Genomic DNA, 18,315 nt, shown 5'->3' with positions numbered 1-18,315 from the left:
GAATGTGCAAGCTCGTTGGGCCTGAGTGCGGATTCACCTCGCTGAGGAGCCACCCTCCGCCGTCGGACCCAAGATCGCGGCGGATGTTCAATACTTCAACCAAAGTGGGAACGAGCCAAGGTTGCCGCGATCACTCCTGATGTCGTAGAGGCCATGGTCGGCGTTTTTAAAATTGGCGGAGAACAATACATGCCAGAGCACCCGAAACTCGTCTCCACTGCCAAGTCGCATGGCGGCGCCCAGCATGCTTATTCCCATCTCTCGACGAGCTGCTCGTGCGAAATGACGTTTGCCATTTTCGTGCCTCCGCAGGCACGGGAAAGGCCTTGCCCCGTGGTGTGGTACCTCTCTGGACTCACCTGCACCCATGCGAATGTAATGGAAAAAGGCGAATATAGACGTATGGCCGCCGAACTTGGCTTGATCGTCGTCTGTCCCGACACCAGCCCGCGTGGTGCCGACATTCCGGATGAAAAGGACAATTGGCAGTTGGGCAGCGGCGCTGGTTTCTACCTCGATGCGACGCAAGAGCCGTATGCGAAGAACTATCGCATGTATTCCTATATCGTCGAGGAGCTGCCGGCCGTGATCGGGCGCGAATTTCCCGCCGATATGGCGCGCCAGTCGATCTTCGGCCATTCGATGGGCGGGCATGGCGCGCTGACGATCGCACTGAGAAATCCCGCGCGTTTCAAGAGTTGCTCGGCATTTGCGCCGATCGTGCAGCCAAGCACAGCCGGCTGGTCGAGGCCGGCTTTCGAAAAATATCTCGGCGTGGATGAGGCCTCGTGGCGGCGCTACGATGCCACTTCGCTCATCGAGAATGGACACCGTTTCCCGGAATTCCTGGTCGATCAGGGAACATCAGATGGTTTCCTCCAGGAGGGCCTCAGGCCTTGGCTGCTCGAGGACGCCTGCTCCAAGGCCGGCATTCCGTTGAAATTGCGGATGCAGGACGGATACGATCACTCATATTTTTTCATTTCGACATTCATGGATGACCATATGACGTGGCATGCCGAACGGCTTTCACGAGACTAAGACTAACTACTATAGGAATAGCTCAGCGGGTCAGGCGGGCTCGGTAACGACGCCGATACGCCGGTAGACGAACGGTTCGTCCTTCGAGGGAACTGTCGCAGCGCGCTGGGCTTCGTCGATCAGCATTGCCATGCGCGCATGGATCGGCGATTTCGCGCAAGCCGGGTCCGTTGCGGCGGCATCGCCGGCGATCGCCATCGCCTGGCAGCGGCAGCCGCCCCAGTCGATTTCGCGCCGCTCACAGTTGCGACAGGGCTCCTGCATCCAGTCCGTGCCGCGAAAGGCATTGAATGCCGGCGAATCGGTCCAGATCGCGGCCAGGCTGCGTGGTCCGAAACGCTCGAAGCTGAGCGACGGGATGATCTGTGCGGCATGGCATGGCAGTACGGTGCCGTCCGGCGTCACCATGAAGGCGTCGCGCGCCCAGCCGCCCATACACGGCTTGGGATAGATGGCGAAATAGTCCGGCGTGACGAAATCGATGTTGATGACGCCGGTGAGTCGTTCCCGCGCCGCCGCGACGATCTCCGCCTGCCGGTCGACCGCAGCACGCTCGGGCATCAGTTGATCGCGATTGGTCAGCGCCCAGCCGGCGTACTGGACGTTGGCGATCTCGAGACGCTCCGCACCCAGCGAAAGGGCCAGATCGATGAATTCCGGCACCTCCTCGATGTTGTGGCGATGGATCGGCGCGTTGATGGTAAGCGGCAGGCCGGCCGCGCGAGCCCGGCGTGCCGTCTCCAGCTTCTTTTCGTGGCCGCCTTTGTGGTTGCCGATGCGGTCGGTGGTCGCCGGCCGTGCGCCTTGAAAGCTCAGCTGCAGATGGTCGAGCCCGGCTTCGGCAAACGCCTCGATGCGGCCTTCGGCAATGCCGACGCCGGCGGTGATCAGGTTGGTGTAGACGCCGCGCGCCGAAAGCCCGGCGATCAATTGCTCGAGGTCGCGGCGCAGCGTCGGTTCGCCGCCGGACAGATGCACCTGGAGAACGCCGAGATCGGCGGCCTGCGAGAACAGGTCGAGCCAGGTCTGCGTGTCGAGTTCGCGATTGGCCTTCAGCAATTCGAGCGGATTGGAGCAATAGGGGCATTGCAGCGGGCAGCGATGCGTCAGTTCCGCCAGCATGCCGATCGGAGGAAGAAGGGGCTCGCTCATAGCTTCACCAGCAGCTTGTCCGACCATTCCTGCAGGAAGGCGATGACGTCGGCCGCCACGGCCTCCTGTTCGGCATCATAATCCGCGGCAAGACCGGCAATGATGTGACCGACCGTGGACCGCCCATCGCAGCGGCGCAATATGTCGAGGCTGATGTCGTTCGGCCAGAATATTTTTTCGGGCGAAAGCACGGCGAATGCCTGCCGCACGGGGTCGTACTGTATGCGCACGTGCTTCGGCAGCGATGGCACCGATCGCGGCGACACCAGGGTTCTTTCGCGCAGCGCCATCATCGGACTGCATCCGGACGGAAGGCACCGGGCGGGATGTTTCCCGGCTCGCCATAGGCGTGTTGAAGCGCGTCGAGCATGGCCCAGAGTATATCGCATTTGAACATCAGTGCATCGATCGCCTGCTGCTGGCGTTCCGCCGTGTCGGCATGTCCGAGCACATAGGCGAGGGCGAAGTCGGCGTCGCGCGAGGCCTGTTCGGGGCGTCGGCTGAAATAGGCCAACGTATCCTCGGTGATGTAATCGTATTTGGCCAGCATCGCCGGCACCCGCTCGCCGATAATGAGCGGCGAGAACATCTCGGTCAGCGACGACGCGACCGCCTCGAACAGCGTCCGGTTCGTGCAAAAGGAGAGGTAAGCGCCGACCGCGAAACGTGTTGCCGGCAGTGCCAGCCTTTCACTCTTCACCGCATCGGCATCGAGACCGAGCGAGGTCGCCAGATGCAGCCAGCGCGCAATACCGCCGCTCCAGCCGTCCTCGCCGTCATGGTCCTCGATGCGTTTGCGCCAGGCGGCACGAAACGCCGGGTCCTCGGCATGTGCGAGGATCATGGCGTCCTTGCGCGGAATGACAGCCTGGTAGCAATAGCGGTTCAGCGCCCAGGCCTGCATCTCGGTCCTCGACAGCGCACCGCTGGTCATCCTGTGATGGAAAGGATGGCGGTTGTGATAGCGCTCGGCACCGACCTGCCGCAGCACGGCTTCGAGCTCGCTGGAGGACAGACCATTCCTGGCCGCGTCGTGGAAATCACTCAAAATTCCATCTCCATTCCGTCGCCTGCGACTTCCCAGCCTGCCGCCTTGACCGCCGCGTGTTCGGCAGAATTCTCGTCGAGGATCGGATTGGTGTTGTTGATGTGAACAAAGACACGGCGGCCGATCCTCACATCGGCCAAGCCGGCGATCGACCCCGCGTCTCCCGACATCGCCAGGTGCCCCATGCGCGCACCGGTTTTTTGACCGACGCCGGCAGCAATCATCTCGTCGTCGGTGTAGACCGTGCCGTCGAACAGAAGGCATGCGGCATCGGTGAGACGCGTGCGCAGGGTCGCATCGATGCGCGCGCAGCCGGGGATATAGAAGACGGAGCCGCGACAGCCGGCACCAGCGATTCGGACGCCAATCGTGTCACCGGCGTCGGAGCTAAAATTGGCCTCCGGATGGTCTTTGTCCTCAAGATAGAGCGCTATCTTCCCGGGCACCGGAAAGCTCTCGACAGCCACGCCGGTGTCGTGGCCGTCTGCATCGCAGATCGCCAGTTCTTTCGCCGGCGGCAAGATGCGTCGCGGCACGAGCGCCGGATCGAGAACATTGAAAATCGAATTCGCCTTCAGCGTCGCCAGAACCTGTGTCGTTGCATAGATAGCGAAAGGCTGCCGCTCACGCAGGCTGAGCAGGCCGGCGACATGATCGACATCGGCATTGGTCAGCACCACCGCGCGAATAGGCGTCGAGCGCAGCGGCGCATCGTCCGCGGGTTGCAATTCAGGCGTTGCCGCGATCTGCTGGCGAATGTCGGGCGAGGCGTTGAAAAGAACCCAGCCGAGCCCATCCGCCGAGGCGGCGACACTTGATTGGGTTCGTGAATGCACGCCAGCCATTCCGGTGCGAGCCGCACGACTCAGACGATAATTGCAGTTCCATTGCGGAAAGCCGCCGCCTGCCGCCGATCCGATGATTCTCAAGCGCATGAAAACGCCCGCCTCGCGGCTGCTCTGACCAGCAGGCAATTTGCAGCCGCAAAAAACGTCCCGCCCGCTTTGCGTGCGTCAAAACCTTTCCACGAAAATCCCATGCGGCAAGGGATGCGCGCCCCTGTTGCCAGGGACACGCACCTCTGCGGCCTACTTCTTGGGAGTAATTTCAGCAGGCAGATACCGCGAAATTTCAAAGCCCGCAGCAACCTGACACATGGTCGGTTTTGTCCAGCTCTTCTTCATATCATTTCTCCTCTTCTATCAGCCCGAAGGGGCCGATGCTGTCGTTAGCCAACCATTGCAGAGCACCGAAGCAATGGCTCGTCCATCACGTCTCAAAATGGACAAATGAAACAGTGGTTTTTGAAAAGCCGAAAAACAAAACTATCGAAAGTAGCTGTGGCCTGCGGGGCCTTGGCGAAAATAGCTGGCGGTCTCCTGCGAAATAGCGCCATCTCCCAGGTTGGCCAGCCATGTGCTGTCACGAACGTCCTTTCTAACCTTGTCTCTCCTCATCGCTCCTGCAGGCAAATTGGTCCGCTCCGTCCAGCCGATAGCCGGCGGGCTCGTCGACCTCGCCTGCCCATGCAGGCTCTGTAAGGCCCGGGATACCCGCCGTGGGCAACAAAATCGCTTCCTTTCCTTTCATCGCCTGCCACATTCCTGCCTCGGCCGGGCCCATCCCAGTTATTGCGTGATCGGATTGTCGTGCTCGTCGATCAGCGGCACATTGTAACCCAGCAGGATCTTGGTGATCTCCGCCTGGTTTTCCCTGATCACCCGGTTGAGCGTCCGCTTCCATTCCTGGTCGGACGGACGTACGCCCATGGTGATGCGGTAAGACATGCGCGAGCCGGTTTTTTCCTTCACCAGGGGAACGATCGTGACATCGGCTCCGAGTTCCCTGGCATAGTAGCCTGCCATCGGCCCCCACAAGACCGCCGCGTCGATCTTGCCGGCGAGCATGTCCTTAATCATGACTTCTCCCATGGAAGGGGTGACGCGCGTATCCACCGCCAGCGGGTAGATCTTGGCGGTCCGCAGAAGCTTGTTGGCGGCCATGTTGGCGGTTGGCGGCGTGCTTTCGACGACGCCGATTCTCTTGCCGGAAAGTTTCGGATCTTCGATCGTCTCGACGCCCTCCATGCCCTTGCCTTTCGGGTGCACCAGCACATAGGCGGAGCGATAATAGGCGTTGGTGTTCTGCACCAGTTCATCGCCTTGGGCGTAGCCCATGATGACGTCGCATCGGTTGGCCCCCAGCGTGTTGCGCACGAAGCCGGTGACAGTGGGAAACCATGTGTAAGCGACTGATTTCCGCCCCGTCTTCTTGGCAACCAGTTCAGCCAGCTTGTTTTCGAAGCCTTGGCCGTTCTTGTCGGTGAAGGGCATGTTCGAGGGATCTGCGCACACGCGCAGAATGTCGGGATCGACCAGTTCGCCCGCAGCGCCAAGGCCGGCACCTTGCGCCAGGGCGTTCGACGGCAGCAAGGCGAGGGCGCCGAGGATCGGCAGAACGACGCGCAGCTTCGATGCATCGCGGCCGGTCATATCATCCACCCATGCAGGATGCCTCGGCATCCTTGGCTGCCTGGGCCTTGTCTTCATGCTTGGGCGGCCTGCCGCGGGGCGCCGCGCCATCGGCGCGCGCGCGCAGATAGACGTAGAGGTCGTCCAGGTAGCAATAGACGTTCTTGTTGTCGCCAAAGGCAGGCATGACGTTTTCCTTGCCGCCGCCGACATTCTTGCGGCCCTCGGCGACGATCGAGAGGAACGTGGCGTAATCCATGTTTTTCAGACTATTGACCAGGGCAGGCGCATAGCTCGAACCTGTTGCGTCCTGTCCGTGACAGACATGGCAATCGGAGTGATACCGGCGGTACCCGCTGAACGTGTACCAATCGACGGTTCCGTTTTCGATCTTGTAGGTCGGATTTCCGTCCGCATCTAAATATTTGCCTCCTTCTTGCTTCACCGCCTTGGCTTTTTCCATGCTGTCTTCGGCCCGTGCCAGACTTGAGCTGGCCAGAGGCAGCAGGACCAGCGCGAGAGCGGAAACTGCAATGCGAACGATCATTCAGACACTTCCTTCATTTGCCAGGGACACTGGCTGCCGTCGTGCAGCGGCATTGATCGGTGTTGGGTGCGCGGCGCAATCGAGAGCCCCGTTCCCGGCTTCCTGGTGACCCGGGCTCTCGTTTTTCAAGCCTAGTCGTAAGGCTCTTCCCGGCTATCAGTCCGGGAGGCCGAAGACGGTGAGCTGACCACCCAGCGTCGTATAGTCGGCAAGTGCCGCGTAACCGCCGACGGCACCCAGTCCTGCGGTTCCAACGACTGCGGTCTCGTCGCCCTGCGCACGGCCCTGATCGACGGCGCCATGCCAGGCAGCGGCGTTATCGGGCGAAAGCAGGCCACCTGCCAGACCGATACCGGCCCATCCACCGACGCCGGACAGAACGGCGATGTACTGCTTGCCGTCATGCTCGTAGGTCGTGATGTTGCCGATGATGCCGGACGGGGTCTTGAACTTGTAAAGTTCCTTGCCGTCCTTATCGACCGCCTTGATGTAGCCTTCGAGGGTACCGTAGAAGACGACGTCGCCATCTGTCGCCAATGCGCCCGACCACACCGAGAACTGCTCGGGCTTCGACCAGACGATCTCACCCTTGGCTGCATCCCAGGCAATGAAGTTGCCCATGTTGCCGTCACCGCCAGGCGCCGGATACATCGACACGGTGGCGCCCACATAGGGCTGACCGGCGGTGTAGCTCACTTTGTAAGGCTCATAGTCCATGCAGACATGGTTGGTCGGCACATAGAACAACCCGGTCTTCGGCGAGTAGGCGGCCGGCTGCTGGTCCTTGGTTCCAAGCGCAGCCGGGCAGATACCGGTCGAGTTGGTGTCTTCGCCGTTCTGCTGGGTCGAATATTTGGCCACGACCTGCGGGCGGCCATACTGGTCGCTCTTGGGATCCATGTTGACTTCCGTCGCCCAGTTCACTGCCGGATCGTATTTTTTGGCGACGAGAAGTTCGCCGGTGGCGCGGTCCATGGTGTAGGCAAAGCCGTTGCGGTCGAAATGCACCAGCACGTCGTGCTTGGCGCCATTGACCTCCATGCCGTCGACGAGAATCATCTCGTTGATGCCATCAAAGTCCCATTCGTCATGCGGGGTCATCTGGTAGAGCCATTTGGCAACACCAGTATCCGCATCGCGAGCCATGATTGTCATGGACCAGCGATTGTCGCCGGGGCGCTGGACCGGGTTCCACGTCGAGGGATTGCCGGTACCGTAGTAGACGAGGTTCAGCTTGGGATCATAGGAATACCATCCCCATGTCGTGCCGCCGCCTGTCTTCCACTGTTCGCCTTCCCAGGTGTTCGTGCCGGAATCCTTTCCGACAGGCTTGCCGAGCTGGGTGGTCTTCTCGGGATCGATCAGGGTGTCTGCGTCCGGACCTTCCGAATAGGCCTTCCATGCGAGCTTGCCGTCACTCAGATTGTAGGCGGCTATCCAGCCGCGAACGCCGTATTCGGCGCCGGAGACACCGACGAGCACCTTGTCCTTGATGACAACGGGCGCAGAGGTGCCTGATTCGCCCTTGCCGCCATCGGTCTTGTCGCCGTTCTTGACCGACCAGGCGACCTTACCGGTCTTGGCATCGAGCGCGACGACGGTGGTGTCGGCCTGGTTGAGAATGATCTTGCCGTCACCATAGGCAACACCGCGATTGACCGTGTCGCAGCACATGATCGCTATAACGTTCGGATCCTGCTTGGGTTCGTATTTCCAGAGGATCTTCCCGTCGTTCTTGAGGTCGAGAGCAAAGACGTTATTTGGGAAAGGCGTGTGGACATACATCACATCGCCGATGATCAGCGGCCCGCCTTCGTGACCGCGCAGCACGCCGGTGGAAAAGCTCCATTTGACCTGCAGGTTCTTCACATTGTCCGCGGTGATCTGCTTGAGTTTGGAATAGCGGGTGTTGGCGTAGTCACCCGTCTGCATCGCCCAGTTCTTCGCATCCGATGCGAGCTTTGCAAGGTCTTCGTTGGCCGAAGCCGTATAGGCCGCGCCGAGCGACAGAAACGCCGCGGTCGTCAGAATATAGGTAGCTTTCGCAAGTACACGCATCCGAAATCCTCCCGAGGTTCACAGTGACAAATCGACCGTCAAGCCCACAAGGGCTTGCCCAAGCGATTCATGTGGGGAAGTATTTCCGGCAGCTGTCACGACCTACCCCGACAAGCAGAGGGCACCGTTACTGCCCGCCCCACTTGGCCTTCGAAAGACTGCCACCGCTCCCTGACGATGGCGCTCTTGAAGCCGGAAACAGGGAAAAAGCTATGTCATCGTAAAAGGCCAAGCAAGCAAAAACCCGCAGCGCGTTCTTGCACCGCAATACGATTATGATGCGCTGCAATATATAGAAGCAGATAAGAGAAGCATCTTACGTCAGACTATTGATAGGCTGGCCGCAAGCTGCGATATATATATTGATCCTATTGCTCCCGTATTCACGGTGCGGTGCGTATTTAATTTTATTTCGATATATTTTACGAAGCGTCTCGGGGTAAGTATGCGTGCGTCTCGTTGGCTGCCGATAGTGGGCGAGACATGAAATGATCGCTGGAAGCGAGGTGCGCAACGGGTCCATGGAGCTGCCGTGAAGGCCTCTTGTCGGTCGATAGGGCATTCCTCCTTTGGTCCTATACAGAGGCCATGGGAGCTTGACTGGCTTTGCGGCACGTCGCCAATTGGCGCGATGATCCTGTCTGGATGCATAGTGTCCAGGCCAACTGGAGGTTTCCTCATGATCAGATCTGTCGGATCTTCCACCTTGCCGCTGGTCTTTACGGCGACACTGGCCTTTGCGAACCCCGCCAGCGCCGCGGGAGACTACCCAACGGCAACCATTGCCGACTACGTGCTCGGCTGCATGCAAACAAATGGCCAGACACGTCAGGCGCTTGAAAGCTGTTCCTGCTCGATCGATGTTATCGCCTCAATCCTTCCCTACGATCACTATGAGAGGGCGGAGACCTTCAAAAGCATGTCGCTGACGACAGGGGAGGCCGCAGGGTTGTTTCGCGAAAGCGCGCCAGCTAAGGCGGCGCGCACAGAACTGAAACGCGCGCAGGCGGAAGCCGACGTACGTTGCTTCTAGTCAGGCGGAATAGGCGCGTGACGGTGCCTCACAGTCCCGCCGTTTCCATCGGCCAATGGCCGCGAAATACCTTGCCATCCCTGTCTGTCGCCTCGACACGGATTTCGCCATTGCCGTGCGCCGTGAAATCGAACCGGAAATTGGGATCCTCCGAAATCGATGTTCCGCCCTCCATCGAGAGAATCGGCTGATCGGCTTGAGAGATCGACAGTTCGTGGATGAAGTGCGCGGGAATGAAGTACTGCGTCAGCGAATCCCGCTGCAGGCCCGAATTGTTTGGGTGCCGGATCATCAACTGCAACTCCTGCACCTTCGTCATCGTCTCTTGAGGCGGGAACTGGCGCAGTTTCATCTGTCCCATCGTCGCCATGGCCTCGTCCATGCCTTGACCGCGGGAGCCGAACAGCCGCCTGACGCCCTGCGCCGTACCCCATCGATCGACATGGCTTTTCCGATCTGCATTTCGCCCGCCGCGGCGATCAGGTCACGCCCGGGAATTTTCGATGGAACGACCGCAAGAGGTCGCTCATCACCCGTGCATTGCGATATTGCCGCGGCAGCCGCACGTCGAACATGCCCAGCACATGGGTCGGTTGCGGCGCGAGCACGATAATGCGGTCCGACAGCATCAGCGCTTCATGCAGATTGTGCGTTACCATCAAGGCGGTGGTTGGCCGCGCCGACCACACCGACAGAAGCAGGTGACGAAGCCGCACGGCGGTCCGCTCATCGAGTGAGACGAAGGGTTCGTCCAGGAAAAGCACTGCCGGCTCGTTGGCGAAGGCCCTGGCAAGCGCTGCCCTGCGCGCAAGGCCGAGCGAAAGCTCCGTTGGATAGAGCGAGCGCATGCCGGTGAGGCCGAGACTGGCGAACAGTCCGTCGAGATTTTTCGTCCTCAGTCCTTTCGGCAGCGCCAGTCTGACATTCTGCTCGAGCGTCCGCCATGGCAGCAAAGTCGGCTCTTGGAACACAGCGGCGATGCGGTTCGAGCCGCCTTGCGGCAGTTGGAAAGAGCCGGAAAAGTCTTTGTCCAATCCAAGCAAGATACGCAACGTCGTGGTCTTGCCGCAGCCCGACGGCCCGAGCAGACAGGCGAATTCGCCCTGCCGGACCTCGAAGGACAGACCCTGAAGCGCCGTTACCGAGACACCTCGCGCGGATCTGAAGGTCTTTTCAGCGATATCGACCTTAAGCGGGGCGATGGCGCCAACGGGTTGCATGTCGTTCAACGGGCTGCACCAGGATGAGTTCGATGACAAGCATCACCGCCACGAAAGCCAGCGTGTAGGCAAGAATGGCGGCGACGTCGAAGAGTTGGAAATAGAGATAGATCTGGAAGCCGACGCCATTGGAACGTCCGAGCAGTTCAACCACCAGGACGATCTTCCAGATGAGAGCGATGCCGGATCGCGAGGCAGCGGCAAAATAGGGCTGCAGTTGGGGCAGCAGAACATGGCGGATGCGGTCGAGTGGGCCGAAGCGGTAGACGGCGGCCATTTCGGCATAACGTGGGTCAAGCGTCCTGGCGCCCTCGCGCATGGTCACTACGACATTCGGGATCTTGTTCACTGCAACAGCGCCTATCGCCGCCGCCTCGTTGAGGCCGAACCAGATATAGGCGAGCACGATGATCACCAGCGCGGGAATGTTGAGAAACAGGATCACCCAGGGATTGAAGAACCGGTCCGCACCGCGGTAGCTGCCAAGGAGGACACCGATGACCGAGCCGATAATCATTGCGACGACGTATGCCGCGGCAACCCGTCCGAGCGTCGCGCCAAGATGATAAAAAAGGTCGCCGCTCGCCGCTTCCCTGAGCAGCACCTGCCAGACCTGCCCTGGTGAGGGGAAAGCACGGCTTTGCCACAGATGGGCCGCGAGGCTCCACAGCAGGCAAAGTCCGAGCAGGGAAACCGCTACCGTCAGCGCTGGCGTCAGTGCCGTCGCAAGGCTGGATCGACCGGACATGTCCTCCGGTGCGGTCATTTCGCGAGTTCCGGCCAGAACGTGCCGGGCGCCATCTCTGGCGCCCTGCCAACCAGCTTCTCGCCACCTATCGCAGCCAGCACGTGATAGAGCTTGCCCGCATCGGCCGCTTCTTCGGCGACCGGCCGTCTGGGAATGCCCTGGCGATAGCGGTCGCGCAGTTTTTCCAGCTCCTTGCCTTCCGCGCGAATGAGCGGCGCCAGACGCAGCCATTCATCGTCGGATCTGGCCAGCAAGTCCTTGGCCTGCTTGGAGGCCTTGACAAAGCCCCGGGCGGCATCCGGATTCTCGTTCGCCCATTGGTCGTGGAAGACGTAGCCGAGCGCCGACACGGCGCCCGAGGCTCCGAGCGCTTTCGCCGCATCATCCGCGCCGATCAACCGACGAAAGCCGTTGGCCTCGAGCCGGGCGCAGAAATGCCAGAAATTGAGTACCGCATCGAGTTCTCCCTGCATCGCCTTTTCCGAAATCAGCGGCGGCGCGCCAAAGGCGACGTCACTGGCTGTCGGCAGGTCGAGGCCGTGATCGCGTCTGGCCAGCGCCTGAATCAGTAGCCAGCTCTTGTCGAGCGGGCCGCCGGCGACACCGATCTTCTTTTCCTTTAGGTCGGCGATCGTCCGGATCGGCGATTCCTCCTTCACCATGATTGCCCCAACGGCGGTCGAATAAGGAGCCATTGTAAGGTCGCCGCCCTCGGAGCGCTGGCGCGAGACCCACAGCCAGTCGGTCACGATCATGTCAATCGCGCCGGCCAGCATCGCGACGTTGGTCGCATCCTCCCCGGCGAAATAGACAATTTCCAGATCGATCCTGTTGGCCTCGTCGAGCTTGTGTTGTTTCAGCGTATTGAGTTCCCAGCTCACGGTGCCAAACTTCAGGACACCAATTCGGACCTTGGCTGCTGCAAAGACAGCAACCGGCCTTGAGGCGAGGATGGCGGCTGTCCCAAGAGCCGCCAAACGCAGCGTTTTGCGCCGCGAAATCATCGTGACGTCTCCTCTTCCTGGGGCCGTCGCTGAACCAGGGATGTCGATCAAATCGCTCGTTCCTTGCTCCCAAAGGCACATTTCCAGCGCACGATCTTGAGACTTGGATGTTCCTGAGACCATTTTGCGATCTCGCCGGGCGCCAGGAACATGCATTGGAACAGAGAGCCGCGGCTCTCGAAATAGAGGTGTTCATCTCGGCAATTGCCCGGATTGGCGCTCAGGCAAACCGTTAATATGAGATCGACCATGTCCATTTGGCACCTATCGTCGCCTCTGCGGCGATCTCTCCAGAGTCGTGCTGTGGAGTTGCATCGGATTTCCTGAAGGTGCCCAAACAGGAAACGGGTTGAAGTTAGGCTACGCGTTCGGCCAATACGCGTCAATAATGTGAACCGCATGTCGCTACGCACTTCCACTTTGCGCAGTCGGGAAACGAAACAGGACCTTTGTACGATTGACTTCCTTCATCGGCAGTCTAGCTTTTCGATGCGTGCAGGTGCTGCCATTCCAGGGAGGAAGGGCGAATAGTTCGCTCTCCCGCGTAAAAGCGGATGCCGGCGGTCAAAGCATCGACACGCGCAAATCGTCCAGGGCACCCAGACGATCAAATGAGGAAATGCCATGCGCGCAATCGCATTTTTCGCCGTCGTATCCGTTGTGACCTTCACGAGCCAATCCCAGGCACAGGATGCCGCGGCAGGTGAGAAAGTCTTCACCAAATGCAAGGTTTGCCATATCGCCGACCAGGATAAGAACAAGATCGGTCCGTCGTTGAACGGCGTCATCGGCCGGACGGCAGGCACGCATCCCGGATTCAGCTATTCGCAAGCCATGGTCGCGGCAGGGAAATCCGGTGTTAAATGGGACGAAGCCACGTTGGCCACCTACCTTCACGATCCGAAAGCCATGGTCAAGGGAACGAAGATGGCGTTTGTCGGCCTCAAAAAGGACGAGGACGTCGCCAACGTCATCGCTTATCTGAAGCAATTCTCGAAGTAACGCGGCTCCGCCGGCCATTTGGACTGCGTCCGGCCAGCGTTTGCCTGGGCTTTACGCTTGGGGTAAAGCAGCGTCGTGCAGCCTCTGCATCGCGGACGGCAGATCGAGCAAGCTGTCGCAAACGAGGTCGGCGCCAAGCTCTTCAACGGGAATTTGGATGTAGCCGCCACGCAGCAGAATGACGGGTATGCCGGCGGCGCGCGCCGCGGCCACGTCGGCGCTGCTGTCTCCGACCATCAGCGTGTCACGAGGTTCGACCTGAAGCTGGTCGAGCGCCAGCAACAGAGCGTCGGGCGCCGGTTTCAAGTATTCACCGCGTCTCCGCCGACGATCGCGCCGAGATATTCCGTCAGTCCAAAATGCAGCAGGATTTCGCGAGCCGCCAACTGCGGCTTGTTGGTCACCACGCCCATGGCTATTCCGCTCAAATGGAAATGCGTGAGAACCTCCCTGACGCCAGGCATCAGCTTTGTCAGGCCGGTCAGATGTCTGCGATAGATCGGCGCCATGACGCGGATGGCCTCTTCGAGCGCGCTGCCGAGGAGCGGCGTACCGGAAGCCGCGAAGGCGCGCTCGACCAGTTTCCTGACGCCGCCGCCGATCATCGCTTTGACCTGTTCCAGGCGCAGCGGCGGCAGATCGCGGCCGGCCAGCAACTCGTTGACGGCGGCCGCTAGATCGGGCGCCGAATCGACCAGCGTGCCGTCGAGATCGAACAGGATCGCTTTCGGCGACCGCAACGGCCTTCCCACGCCGACATTCATGCGGCATCCTTCCACTTGATCGAGCAGCCGATCGAAGCGATCTGGTCCAGCGGCCCGTCGCCGGTTCGGGCAACCTGCTTCATCGCCTCGAACAGGTCGCGCCTCAGCCGGGGCGGTCCAGCGTCGCGCCGCGCGGCGTCCAGCCGGCCGCGATATTGCAGTGTCAACTCGTTGTTGAGCCCGAAGAAATCGGGAGTGCAAACGGCTCCGTATGCACGCGCCACCGTCTGGCGCTCGTCGTGGAGGTAGGGGAAGCTGAAGCCGTTCGTCTTGGCGAAGAGCTTCATGTTGTCGAAGGAATCGTCTGGATAAGCGTCGGCATCGTTGGAGTTGATCGCGACAAAGCCGATGCCTTCGGCCTTGAGGTCGTTGGCGTCGCGCACCATGCGTGAAATCACTGCCTTCACATAGGGGCAGTGGTTGCAGATGAAGGCCACCACCAGCCCGTTCGGACCGGCGTGACTGAAGATCGAATGGGATTTGCCGTCGACCCCTGGCAAGACGGCATCGATGGCTTGCCAGCCGAAATCGCAGACAGGTGGAATTGCCGCCATGTTCGCCCTCCGATGAAACAGTTTACGCGGCTTTCCGGATCGCCCCGTCGGCCGCCTGTCTGATGGCGCCGATATTGGCACGATAGGCAGCCTCGGTGCCACCCTTGAAGATGGCCGAGCCGGCGACCAGCACATTGGCGCCGGCCGCGGTGACCAACGGAGCGGTCTCGGGCGTGACGCCGCCGTCGATCTCGATGTCGATCGGGCGATTGCCGATCAGTGCCTTGACCCGCCTGACTTTGTCGATGACCGCCGAAATGAACGCCTGGCCGCCGAAGCCTGGGTTGACCGTCATCAGAAGCACCAGATCGAGCCGGTCGAGCACATACTCGATGACGCTTTCCGGCGTCGCCGGGTTGAGCGACACGCCGGCCTTCTTGCCGAGATTCCTGATTGCCTGCAGCGAACGGTCGAGATGCGGCCCAGCCTCGGCATGCACCGTGATGATGTCGCAGCCGGCATCGGCGAAGGCGGCGAGATAGGAGTCGGCCGGCGCGATCATCAGATGGCAGTCGAAGATCTTGTCCGTTCGATCACGGATCGCCTTGATCACCGGCGGACCGAAGGTGATGTTGGGCACGAAATGGCCGTCCATGACGTCGAGGTGGATCCAGTCGGCACCCGCCCGGACGACGGCTTCGACCTCGTCGCCGAGCCGCGAGAAGTCCGCAGAAAGCACCGAGGGCGCGATGATTGTCTTAGTACCCATGGTCGTCGGCTCTCATTCTGTCTTCCGTTTCCGGTCGCTGCACACCAACCGGCCTCATCTTGTCAGCGCGCCTTCGTCTCCGGTTCGCCTTCGAGCTTACCTTCCGCGAACACGCGGCTGCCGCGAATGTCGGATTCCTCAATGGTGATAAGGTCGGTTTTCGTCAACGCCCGGTCGCGCGACGCGAAAAGGCGGTTGGCCTGGCGAAGCCGCGCCCGGTCGAGGCCATTGCGGACCGAGCGAGCGTTGGAGAAATGCGGCAGCCGCATGCGGATCGGGAGATACTCTTCGAGCGCCTTGGCCGCCGCCTCGCTGAGACGGTAATTCTGTTCCGCCAGCATGATCTCGGCGATCGATTTCAGCTCGCTGACGCCGTAGTCGGGAAAATCGAGGTGGTGGGCGATGCGCGAGCGCATGCCGGGATTGCTGTCGAAGAAGCGGTCCATCTTGTTCTTGTAGCCGGCAAGAATTACAACCAGATCGTCTCGGTTGTTTTCCATGCATTGCAGCAGGATTTCGATCGATTCCTGGCCGTAGTCGCGTTCGTTCTCGGGCTTGTAGAGATAGTAGGCCTCGTCGATGAAAAGCACGCCGCCCATGGCGCGCTTGATCACTTCGCGGGTCTTTGGCGCGGTGTGGCCCACATACTGGCCGACGAGATCGTCTCGCGTCACCGCGACCATGTGGCCTTCGCGGATATAGCCGAGACGATGCAGGATTTCGGCCATCCTGAGCGCCACGGTGGTCTTTCCGGTGCCGGGATTTCCCGTAAAGTTCATGTGCAGCGTCGGCGCGCCCGAGGTCAGCCCGAACTTGCGGCGAAGCCGGTCGACCAGGAGGAGAGCCGCGATCTCGCGGATGCGGTTCTTGACCGGCTTCAGGCCAACGAGTTCGCGGTCGAGCTTGTCCATCACCTCGTCGATGTTAGACGCCTCGAACTCGGCCTGCAGATCAACCGATTCGTCCTGCGCGGCAGCGCCCTTTGCTATCGCGTCCATCATGGTTTCGGTTAGCTCCGCTCGCCTTCGGGCCTGTCGGTCGCATAAGGCACGATCGAATAGCCCTGGCTGCGGCCGTCGCGCTCCTGGCGCAGCAGCCGGAACCCGGGTTCGTTGGGCGGCCGGTTGACGATGAACGACATACGCGGCGCTTCCCAGCCCTTGGTCGAATCGAAGGCGGTGACCCGGACATACATGTTGGGCATGGCTTTCCGGCAATTGTTGACTTCAAGCAGGATGCCCGCCGGGTCCCTCAGGTCGAACATCGGGTTACCGTACATTTCCCAATAGGTGTTTCGCGGATGCGGATCGTCCGTGTACTCGACGCTGACCGCCCAGTGGTTTTTCAGCGCGTATTTGATCTGCGCCGAAATCTGCTCATCGGTCAGGTCGGGCAGGAACGAAAACTGTCCCTGCGTGACCTTGTTTCCCGGATTGGTCATCATGGCGACGGTTCCTTTCGTCTAGAAGCTGGGCGTTGCGGTTGGCACGAAGTCGGCCGTGTCGGTCGATTCGTAGTTGAAGGTGACGTCCTTCCAGGTCTCCAGGGCCGCCTTCAGCGGCGTGCACCATCTGGCCGCCTGTTCGAGGATTCTGGTCCCTTCGCGCAGATAGTCGCGGCCCTCGTTGCGGGCGAGGATCATCGCCTCCAACGCGACGCGATTGGCCGTCGCGCCGGCCTGGATGCCGTCCGGATGGCCGATTGTGCCGCCGCCGAACTGCAGGATGACGTCCTCGCCGAGATAATGGATCAACTGGTGCATCTGGCCGGCATGGATGCCGCCCGAGGCGACGGGCATCACCTTGTTGAGCGAGGCCCAGTCCTGATCGAAGAACAGCCCGGTTTCGAGGTTCTGCGGCGTGCGCTCCTCGCGCAGCGTGTCATAAAAACCCTTGATCATCAGCGGGTCGCCTTCCAGCTTGCCGACCACCGTGCCGGCATGGATGTGATCGACGCCGGCCATCCGCATCCATTTGCAGATGACGCGAAAATTCATGCCGTGGTTCTTCTGGCGCGAATAGGTCGAGTTGCCGGCGCGGTGCAGGTGCAGGATCATGTCGTTGCGGCGTGCCCACTTGGCCATCGACTGGATCGCCGTGTAGCCAATGACGAGATCGATCATGACGATGCAGGAGCCAAGCTGTTTTGCGAATTCGGCGCGCTCGTACATCTCCTCCATCGTGCCGGCGGTGACGTTGAGATAATGGCCCTTGACTTCGCCGGTGGCGGCCGACGCCTTGTTCACAGCCTCCATGCAGTAGAGGAAGCGGTCGCGCCAGTGCATGAAGGGCTGCGAGTTGATATTCTCGTCGTCCTTGACGAAGTCGAGGCCACCCTTCAGCGCCTCGTAGACGACGCGGCCGTAGTTGCGGCCTGACAGGCCAAGCTTTGGCTTCGTCGTCGCGCCGAGCAGCGGCCGGCCGAACTTGTCGAGCCGCTCGCGTTCCACCACGATGCCGGTCGCCGGGCCCTGGAAGGTTTTGAGGTAAGCCACCGGAATGCGCATGTCCTCGAGCCGCAAGGCCTTGACTGCCTTGAAGCCGAACACGTTGCCGATGATCGATGCAGTCAGGTTGGCGATTGAGCCTGGCTCGAACAGGTCGAGGTCGTAGGCGATATAGGCGAAGTACTGCTGCTCGATCCTGGTGCCGGGACCTGTGTTTGGCACCGGCTCGGATTTGAACGCCTTGGCACGATAAAGCTCGCAGGCGGTCAGCCTGTCGGTCCACACCACCGTCCATGTCGCGGTAGAGGATTCACCGGCGATGGCGGCGGCCGCCTCCTCGTGGTCGACGCCGGGCTGCGGCGTGATCCGAAACATGGCGATCAGGTCGGTCTCCTTGGGCCGGTAGTCCGGCTCCCAGTAGCCCATCTTCTTGTAGGGAATGACGCCCGACTTGTAGCGTTCGCTGCCTTCCTTGAGCGTGCCTGCTGACGGCATGTCGATCTTGTTCATGACAGGTC

The 18,315-nt window shown here is 60.7% G+C and carries 24 protein-coding genes; 3 read left to right on the top strand and 21 right to left on the bottom strand.

From position 1 onward, the window contains the following. Positions 1-87 precede the first annotated feature (87 nt). The gene (locus tag NKJ08_RS12900; RefSeq protein WP_352781966.1) at positions 88-246 is read right to left on the bottom strand and encodes a hypothetical protein; all 159 of its coding nucleotides are present in this window, start codon (positions 244-246) and stop codon (positions 88-90) included. Between NKJ08_RS12900 and fghA the strand changes: the two genes are divergently transcribed. Beyond that, on the top strand, positions 190-1,041 hold the full coding sequence (fghA, locus tag NKJ08_RS12895; protein WP_352781934.1) for an S-formylglutathione hydrolase: 852 nt from the start codon (positions 190-192) through the stop codon (positions 1,039-1,041). The two genes, NKJ08_RS12900 and fghA, sit on opposite strands and share 57 nt — an antisense overlap. A 30-nt stretch (positions 1,042-1,071) precedes the next feature. Here fghA and pqqE read toward each other — a convergent pair whose 3' ends face one another. The 8 genes from pqqE to NKJ08_RS12855 form a co-directional block, all read right to left on the bottom strand. Next, positions 1,072-2,193, bottom strand: coding sequence for a pyrroloquinoline quinone biosynthesis protein PqqE (pqqE, locus tag NKJ08_RS12890; protein WP_352781933.1), 1,122 nt, complete (start codon positions 2,191-2,193; stop codon positions 1,072-1,074). Beyond that, positions 2,190-2,486: a pyrroloquinoline quinone biosynthesis peptide chaperone PqqD gene (gene pqqD, locus NKJ08_RS12885; RefSeq protein ID WP_352531173.1), complete on the bottom strand. Its 297-nt coding sequence runs from the start codon at positions 2,484-2,486 to the stop codon at positions 2,190-2,192. Before pqqD ends, pqqE begins: the two co-directional genes overlap by 4 nt. Further along, the gene (gene pqqC, locus NKJ08_RS12880; RefSeq protein WP_352781932.1) at positions 2,483-3,241 is read right to left on the bottom strand and encodes a pyrroloquinoline-quinone synthase PqqC; all 759 of its coding nucleotides are present in this window, start codon (positions 3,239-3,241) and stop codon (positions 2,483-2,485) included. The genes pqqD and pqqC overlap by 4 nt, the downstream gene beginning before the upstream one ends. After that, positions 3,238-4,176 carry a pyrroloquinoline quinone biosynthesis protein PqqB gene (pqqB, locus tag NKJ08_RS12875; RefSeq protein WP_352781931.1) on the bottom strand — a complete coding sequence of 313 codons (939 nt, stop codon included), beginning with the start codon at positions 4,174-4,176 and terminating at the stop codon, positions 3,238-3,240. Before pqqB ends, pqqC begins: the two co-directional genes overlap by 4 nt. 153 nt (positions 4,177-4,329) lie before the next feature. Then, a complete protein-coding gene (locus tag NKJ08_RS12870; protein ID WP_101918690.1) occupies positions 4,330-4,425 on the bottom strand; it encodes a pyrroloquinoline quinone precursor peptide PqqA in 96 nt (31 codons plus the stop codon). 444 nt (positions 4,426-4,869) lie between these two features. Then, a complete protein-coding gene (locus tag NKJ08_RS12865) occupies positions 4,870-5,733 on the bottom strand; it encodes a substrate-binding domain-containing protein (RefSeq protein ID WP_352531179.1) in 864 nt (287 codons plus the stop codon). Between the two features lies 1 nt (position 5,734). Next, positions 5,735-6,259 (bottom strand): c-type cytochrome, methanol metabolism-related, encoded by a 525-nt coding sequence (locus NKJ08_RS12860; RefSeq protein ID WP_352531181.1) that lies wholly within the window; start codon positions 6,257-6,259, stop codon positions 5,735-5,737. Between the two features lie 156 nt (positions 6,260-6,415). Then, positions 6,416-8,191: a methanol/ethanol family PQQ-dependent dehydrogenase gene (locus NKJ08_RS12855; protein WP_502900742.1), complete on the bottom strand. Its 1,776-nt coding sequence runs from the start codon at positions 8,189-8,191 to the stop codon at positions 6,416-6,418. A gap of 805 nt (positions 8,192-8,996) precedes the next feature. Here NKJ08_RS12855 and NKJ08_RS12850 point away from each other — a divergent pair. Next, positions 8,997-9,350: a hypothetical protein gene (locus NKJ08_RS12850; protein WP_352531185.1), complete on the top strand. Its 354-nt coding sequence runs from the start codon at positions 8,997-8,999 to the stop codon at positions 9,348-9,350. A gap of 28 nt (positions 9,351-9,378) precedes the next feature. Here the strand turns inward: NKJ08_RS12850 and NKJ08_RS12845 are convergent, their stop codons facing one another. The 5 genes from NKJ08_RS12845 to NKJ08_RS12825 form a co-directional block, all read right to left on the bottom strand. Beyond that, on the bottom strand, positions 9,379-9,720 hold the full coding sequence (locus NKJ08_RS12845) for a thiosulfate oxidation carrier complex protein SoxZ (protein ID WP_352781930.1): 342 nt from the start codon (positions 9,718-9,720) through the stop codon (positions 9,379-9,381). Between the two features lie 109 nt (positions 9,721-9,829). After that, the gene (locus tag NKJ08_RS12840; RefSeq protein WP_352531227.1) at positions 9,830-10,570 is read right to left on the bottom strand and encodes an ABC transporter ATP-binding protein; all 741 of its coding nucleotides are present in this window, start codon (positions 10,568-10,570) and stop codon (positions 9,830-9,832) included. After that, positions 10,539-11,336, bottom strand: a complete 798-nt coding sequence (locus NKJ08_RS12835; protein ID WP_352531189.1) for an ABC transporter permease — start codon at positions 11,334-11,336, stop codon at positions 10,539-10,541. Before NKJ08_RS12835 ends, NKJ08_RS12840 begins: the two co-directional genes overlap by 32 nt. Then, on the bottom strand, positions 11,333-12,322 hold the full coding sequence (locus NKJ08_RS12830; RefSeq protein ID WP_352781929.1) for an ABC transporter substrate-binding protein: 990 nt from the start codon (positions 12,320-12,322) through the stop codon (positions 11,333-11,335). The genes NKJ08_RS12835 and NKJ08_RS12830 overlap by 4 nt, the downstream gene beginning before the upstream one ends. Before the next feature lie 47 nt (positions 12,323-12,369). After that, on the bottom strand, positions 12,370-12,579 hold the full coding sequence (locus NKJ08_RS12825) for a hypothetical protein (protein WP_352531193.1): 210 nt from the start codon (positions 12,577-12,579) through the stop codon (positions 12,370-12,372). A 367-nt stretch (positions 12,580-12,946) separates the two neighbouring features. Here NKJ08_RS12825 and NKJ08_RS12820 point away from each other — a divergent pair, with 367 nt between their 5' ends. Further along, positions 12,947-13,324, top strand: a complete 378-nt coding sequence (locus NKJ08_RS12820) for a c-type cytochrome (RefSeq protein WP_352531195.1) — start codon at positions 12,947-12,949, stop codon at positions 13,322-13,324. 51 nt (positions 13,325-13,375) lie between these two features. Here the strand turns inward: NKJ08_RS12820 and NKJ08_RS12815 are convergent, their stop codons facing one another. The 7 genes from NKJ08_RS12815 to NKJ08_RS12785 all read right to left on the bottom strand — a co-directional run bounded on the left by NKJ08_RS12815 (position 13,376) and on the right by NKJ08_RS12785 (position 18,307). Next, positions 13,376-13,630 (bottom strand): HAD-IA family hydrolase, encoded by a 255-nt coding sequence (locus NKJ08_RS12815; RefSeq protein ID WP_352781928.1) that lies wholly within the window; start codon positions 13,628-13,630, stop codon positions 13,376-13,378. Further along, positions 13,627-14,088 carry an HAD hydrolase-like protein gene (locus NKJ08_RS12810; protein ID WP_352781927.1) on the bottom strand — a complete coding sequence of 154 codons (462 nt, stop codon included), beginning with the start codon at positions 14,086-14,088 and terminating at the stop codon, positions 13,627-13,629. Before NKJ08_RS12810 ends, NKJ08_RS12815 begins: the two co-directional genes overlap by 4 nt. Further along, positions 14,085-14,642 carry a thioredoxin family protein gene (locus tag NKJ08_RS12805; RefSeq protein WP_352781926.1) on the bottom strand — a complete coding sequence of 186 codons (558 nt, stop codon included), beginning with the start codon at positions 14,640-14,642 and terminating at the stop codon, positions 14,085-14,087. The genes NKJ08_RS12810 and NKJ08_RS12805 overlap by 4 nt, the downstream gene beginning before the upstream one ends. A 22-nt stretch (positions 14,643-14,664) precedes the next feature. Continuing rightward, entirely contained in the window at positions 14,665-15,351 is a 687-nt protein-coding gene (gene rpe, locus NKJ08_RS12800; protein WP_352781925.1) for a ribulose-phosphate 3-epimerase, read from the bottom strand. Positions 15,352-15,413: 62 nt separating this feature from the next. After that, on the bottom strand, positions 15,414-16,349 hold the full coding sequence (gene cbbX / locus NKJ08_RS12795) for a CbbX protein (RefSeq protein WP_502896112.1): 936 nt from the start codon (positions 16,347-16,349) through the stop codon (positions 15,414-15,416). Between the two features lie 11 nt (positions 16,350-16,360). Further along, positions 16,361-16,795 carry a ribulose bisphosphate carboxylase small subunit gene (locus NKJ08_RS12790; protein ID WP_254819809.1) on the bottom strand — a complete coding sequence of 145 codons (435 nt, stop codon included), beginning with the start codon at positions 16,793-16,795 and terminating at the stop codon, positions 16,361-16,363. A gap of 18 nt (positions 16,796-16,813) precedes the next feature. After that, a complete protein-coding gene (locus NKJ08_RS12785; RefSeq protein ID WP_502896111.1) occupies positions 16,814-18,307 on the bottom strand; it encodes a ribulose-bisphosphate carboxylase large subunit in 1,494 nt (497 codons plus the stop codon). Positions 18,308-18,315: the final 8 nt, after the last annotated feature.

Source organism: Mesorhizobium sp. M0244 (assembly GCF_040321795.1).
Classification (GTDB): domain Bacteria; phylum Pseudomonadota; class Alphaproteobacteria; order Rhizobiales; family Rhizobiaceae; genus Mesorhizobium.
The sequence above is the reverse complement of the archived record's forward strand: the minus strand, read 5'-3'. Positions and strand labels throughout refer to the sequence as shown.

What these genes read in the sequence shown, in the direction of transcription:
- fghA (WP_352781934.1), top strand. Translation starts at nt 190, where the DNA reads ATGCCAGAGCACCCGAAACTCGTCTCCACTGCCAAGTCGCATGGCGGC.
- NKJ08_RS12900 (WP_352781966.1), bottom strand. Translation starts at nt 246, where the DNA reads ATGCTGGGCGCCGCCATGCGACTTGGCAGTGGAGACGAGTTTCGGGTG.
- pqqE (WP_352781933.1), bottom strand. Translation starts at nt 2,193, where the DNA reads ATGAGCGAGCCCCTTCTTCCTCCGATCGGCATGCTGGCGGAACTGACG.
- pqqD (WP_352531173.1), bottom strand. Translation starts at nt 2,486, where the DNA reads ATGATGGCGCTGCGCGAAAGAACCCTGGTGTCGCCGCGATCGGTGCCA.
- pqqB (WP_352781931.1), bottom strand. Translation starts at nt 4,176, where the DNA reads ATGCGCTTGAGAATCATCGGATCGGCGGCAGGCGGCGGCTTTCCGCAA.
- NKJ08_RS12870 (WP_101918690.1), bottom strand. Translation starts at nt 4,425, where the DNA reads ATGAAGAAGAGCTGGACAAAACCGACCATGTGTCAGGTTGCTGCGGGC.
- NKJ08_RS12865 (WP_352531179.1), bottom strand. Translation starts at nt 5,733, where the DNA reads ATGACCGGCCGCGATGCATCGAAGCTGCGCGTCGTTCTGCCGATCCTC.
- NKJ08_RS12860 (WP_352531181.1), bottom strand. Translation starts at nt 6,259, where the DNA reads ATGATCGTTCGCATTGCAGTTTCCGCTCTCGCGCTGGTCCTGCTGCCT.
- NKJ08_RS12855 (WP_502900742.1), bottom strand. Translation starts at nt 8,191, where the DNA reads ATGCAGACGGGTGACTACGCCAACACCCGCTATTCCAAACTCAAGCAG.
- NKJ08_RS12850 (WP_352531185.1), top strand. Translation starts at nt 8,997, where the DNA reads ATGATCAGATCTGTCGGATCTTCCACCTTGCCGCTGGTCTTTACGGCG.
- NKJ08_RS12845 (WP_352781930.1), bottom strand. Translation starts at nt 9,720, where the DNA reads ATGGCGACGATGGGACAGATGAAACTGCGCCAGTTCCCGCCTCAAGAG.
- NKJ08_RS12840 (WP_352531227.1), bottom strand. Translation starts at nt 10,570, where the DNA reads ATGCAACCCGTTGGCGCCATCGCCCCGCTTAAGGTCGATATCGCTGAA.
- NKJ08_RS12835 (WP_352531189.1), bottom strand. Translation starts at nt 11,336, where the DNA reads ATGACCGCACCGGAGGACATGTCCGGTCGATCCAGCCTTGCGACGGCA.
- NKJ08_RS12830 (WP_352781929.1), bottom strand. Translation starts at nt 12,322, where the DNA reads ATGATTTCGCGGCGCAAAACGCTGCGTTTGGCGGCTCTTGGGACAGCC.
- NKJ08_RS12825 (WP_352531193.1), bottom strand. Translation starts at nt 12,579, where the DNA reads ATGGACATGGTCGATCTCATATTAACGGTTTGCCTGAGCGCCAATCCG.
- NKJ08_RS12820 (WP_352531195.1), top strand. Translation starts at nt 12,947, where the DNA reads ATGCGCGCAATCGCATTTTTCGCCGTCGTATCCGTTGTGACCTTCACG.
- NKJ08_RS12810 (WP_352781927.1), bottom strand. Translation starts at nt 14,088, where the DNA reads ATGAATGTCGGCGTGGGAAGGCCGTTGCGGTCGCCGAAAGCGATCCTG.
- NKJ08_RS12805 (WP_352781926.1), bottom strand. Translation starts at nt 14,642, where the DNA reads ATGGCGGCAATTCCACCTGTCTGCGATTTCGGCTGGCAAGCCATCGAT.
- rpe (WP_352781925.1), bottom strand. Translation starts at nt 15,351, where the DNA reads ATGGGTACTAAGACAATCATCGCGCCCTCGGTGCTTTCTGCGGACTTC.
- cbbX (WP_502896112.1), bottom strand. Translation starts at nt 16,349, where the DNA reads ATGGACGCGATAGCAAAGGGCGCTGCCGCGCAGGACGAATCGGTTGAT.
- NKJ08_RS12790 (WP_254819809.1), bottom strand. Translation starts at nt 16,795, where the DNA reads ATGATGACCAATCCGGGAAACAAGGTCACGCAGGGACAGTTTTCGTTC.
- NKJ08_RS12785 (WP_502896111.1), bottom strand. Translation starts at nt 18,307, where the DNA reads ATGAACAAGATCGACATGCCGTCAGCAGGCACGCTCAAGGAAGGCAGC.